Annotated in this window: 3 protein-coding genes and 1 pseudogene; all 4 read right to left on the bottom strand. The window is 61.5% G+C overall.

Annotated elements, in window-relative coordinates; genetic code table 11:
• Positions 1-152, bottom strand: a pseudogene (locus tag DID96_RS37430) (IS5/IS1182 family transposase); the annotation flags it as partial.
• 156 nt (positions 153-308) lie between these two features.
• A complete protein-coding gene (locus DID96_RS37425) occupies positions 309-1,784 on the bottom strand; it encodes an NAD(P)/FAD-dependent oxidoreductase (protein WP_124604313.1) in 1,476 nt (491 codons plus the stop codon).
• Entirely contained in the window at positions 1,781-2,338 is a 558-nt protein-coding gene (locus tag DID96_RS37420) for a pyridoxamine 5'-phosphate oxidase family protein (protein ID WP_124604311.1), read from the bottom strand. The genes DID96_RS37425 and DID96_RS37420 overlap by 4 nt, the downstream gene beginning before the upstream one ends.
• A 39-nt stretch (positions 2,339-2,377) precedes the next feature.
• On the bottom strand, positions 2,378-2,788 hold the full coding sequence (locus tag DID96_RS37415) for a hypothetical protein (RefSeq protein ID WP_124604309.1): 411 nt from the start codon (positions 2,786-2,788) through the stop codon (positions 2,378-2,380).
• Between the last annotated feature and the right edge of the window lie 341 nt (positions 2,789-3,129).

Genomic DNA, 3,129 nt, shown 5'->3' with positions numbered 1-3,129 from the left:
AACGGAGGCCGTCCGCGCTTGCCTTCCGGCGCATACGGCGCGATCAGCATCACCAGGTCGGTCCACGGCACCACCCGGTTCATCTCGTCCAGAAATTCGCGCTTGCGTGTGCGCTTCGTCGACAGGTGCAGTCCAAGGTCAGCTTGTTTCATGTGCTACATGCTCTCCCGCTCGGCGATTCATTGCAAACACATACGCAGGCGAGTTGTGCAGTGTTTCCCTAGGTCTTGCGGTTTGGTCATTAAATGGGCGCCGGTGGGCAGCACAGATTGCCGAATTGATGCGGGTTTCGGGCACGCGCCCCCAGGTCACGCATTCCCGCGCATGTCCCGCACGGCCGCTTCGGCAGCCTGAATCCCGGACAGCATGGCCGTGGGTACGCCATACCCCGGAAACGTCGTTTGTCCGCCGAGATAAAGGCCGCGCAGCCCAGCCCGATGCGGAAACAACTTGTCAGGCGTCGTGCCCGGCGCAATGCCGTAGAGCGCCCCTTCGTACAAATGCCGCCCGCCCGCGAAATCCCGCGGATCCGATACGCGGACACTTTCGATGCAAAGGCCGGGAAGATGCGCCTGTATCGCGCCGAGATAGTCGCCGACCGCAGCCTCTGTCATCGCGCTTGTCCATTCCGATGCGGAGTGGATTCCCGTCGCTGGCGCATACAACTCCAGCACGGCCTTGCCGTTCGGCGCCAGCTCCGGCAACACCAGCGACGGACAGGTATAGGCGAGCCAGCGAGGCACGCCAGGCGTCGACGCATGCAAGGCCCCCTGCTGCCGCATCGACGGAACATGATTGGTGATGAAGGCGCGCGGCAGCACGGCACCCGGGCCGCCAACCTGAATCGAAATCGCGCGATGCGACAGCGGCGCTGCGCGAGCCTTCAGCGCCAGCTGTCGTGGCACCGCATGATCGGACAACAAGTGGCGCACCACTTCGAAACCCGAACACGTCGCGACGACGCAATCCGTCGCGATGCGCTCGCCATCGGCAAGCACGATGCCGCGTGCGGCCCCGTTCTCCACGACGATTTCGCGGACATGGGCACCGAACCGGATCGGCACCGATCGCCTGGACAACTCGCGCGTCATCGCGGAACTGATGGCGCCCATCCCTGCGCGCGGCAAATGGAATCCCTCTTCCAGCATGGCAACCAGGCCGATGATCTGCGTTGCCGGAAGACGATCGGGGGATCGCCCGGTGTAGAGCAGCGTCGATGCAACCGCCGCCTGCAGGTCGGCATCGGCAAAGTGCGCTTCGAGCAGACGGCTGGCCTGCCCGCTCATGCGCGGCAGGTAGCGCCACAGCTTGCTCAACGTCCGCAGAAGCGAAGGCTCCTGCGGCAGCACTTCATCAACCAGCGTGCGATAGACGGGCCCCCATTGCTGCTGGAGCCTGCCGAGACCGTCACGCAGTTGCCGTGTCCGCGAATCCGCCCGATCGCCTTCCACGCAGGACGCATCGGCGCTGGACAGATGAACGGCCGTTCCATTCTCCAGATGCGTGACGTGAGGGCGCTCGATGGCCACCATCGGAACCTCGCGATCGAAGTCGAGACCGAGGCGCCGGAAAGACGCGCGAATCAGCGACGGCACCGCGACATACACCGCGCCGTTGTTGAACGTGAACCCGTCGCTCGTCGTGGTGGAACAGCAGCCGCCGGCTTCGTCCGATGCTTCCACGACGACGACCGGTCTGTCATTGCGCGCCAGCAGCAGCGCAGCAGACAGGCCGGCCAGGCCGGCACCGATGACGACGGCAGACTGCTCGTCATTGCGCGTCATACAGATCCCTCTCGCAATGATTCGCGAATGGCTGGAAACGTATGCTGAGCGTGCCAGTCGCCATCCTCCCGAATCAGCCGGACCGAGTTGAGGCCCAGCGGATCAGGCGCGATCCCCCGCATGCGCGACCACAGTTCGACCCAAACCGGCTTGCAGGTTACGGCGATCACGTAAGGATCGTCCGGCCCATCTGGAAACCATGTGGACAACGACTCTTTCCAGATGCGCCGCTTCAACGCAGTGTCCGCGGAGACGACCGGAACGGTTCCGATCGTCACGTATCCGCGGTCAGCCATACTGAGGAAGGACAGACTGATCGCACTCCCCTGGCTGATCTCCAACGCTTTACGCGTTCTCGAATCGGTCATGAAACGAATCGTGAGGTCGTTTCCGATTTCCAGGATTTCGACGACTCTGGAGTTGATCTGACCGGACGCGTCGTTCGAAGACATAAAACAGAGCGCGCAGTTGCTGACGATTTCACGTGCTTGCTGGAAGAGCTGGTCGGCATTCATGGTGATGTTGGACAGCGGTTCGGGAAACTTCTCTAACACCGGGAAAATCCGGCAACCGGAAGTGCGCTGACACCGCTTTCACGAAAGCGGTTTGGCCGATGACAACGCCTCGTCGCCCATCTTTGTAGCGTCAACGTAAGTGATGGCATGCAGGCCCGCACCAAGCGCGAACACTGCCACCAGGATCCAGCTCAAGCGCGTTCTGGCAAACAGCACGGGTTGTGCAATCGCCCTCAACAACCAGAATCCGCTTCCTGCCAGCGCAAGCGGCCCCCGGGTTTGCGTTGCAGCCAGGACAAGCGATGCCGCGTAGACAACGAACACGTAACTCAACATCACGTTAAGTGTCTGGGTGATGCCCTGATTGAGTCTCCCGCTTTTCTCGAGAGACTGCGGCCACTTGAACCAGCGCCAAAAGGTCAAATGGAACAACGCGAAGCCAAGGTCGTAGATCGCGCTGAGTAAGGTCGATAGCGTGTGATGCACCAACGTCACTCCAATGCCGGGGGTTGAACATCGAAGGTTTCGCATGGCGGCTCGACTGGCGCGGGTGTCGGTCCGCTCTGCATGAAACCTTACGTAATGCACTTTGTGCAACTGTATACGACGTGCACTATTTTGACAATATGTGTCGATGACGACTGCTTGCGTTTCCATGCACGCCGTTTCGCTGGACGTGGCGCAACCTCACGGGCCTTGCGGTCGGTGTTTGTCAACGTAGTTGTCGCGCCACTTCACGCGCACTGCTTTAATTCGGCCCGGGGCGTGCGCTCCGGATTGAGCCAGACTTCGTCCTTCAATTCCCAATTGCGGGTCGAGCGAGACCACCG

It is taken from the genome of Burkholderia sp. Bp8963, assembly GCF_003854275.1.
Taxonomy (GTDB): Bacteria; Pseudomonadota; Gammaproteobacteria; order Burkholderiales; family Burkholderiaceae; genus Burkholderia.
The sequence above is the reverse complement of the archived record's forward strand: the minus strand, read 5'-3'. Positions and strand labels throughout refer to the sequence as shown.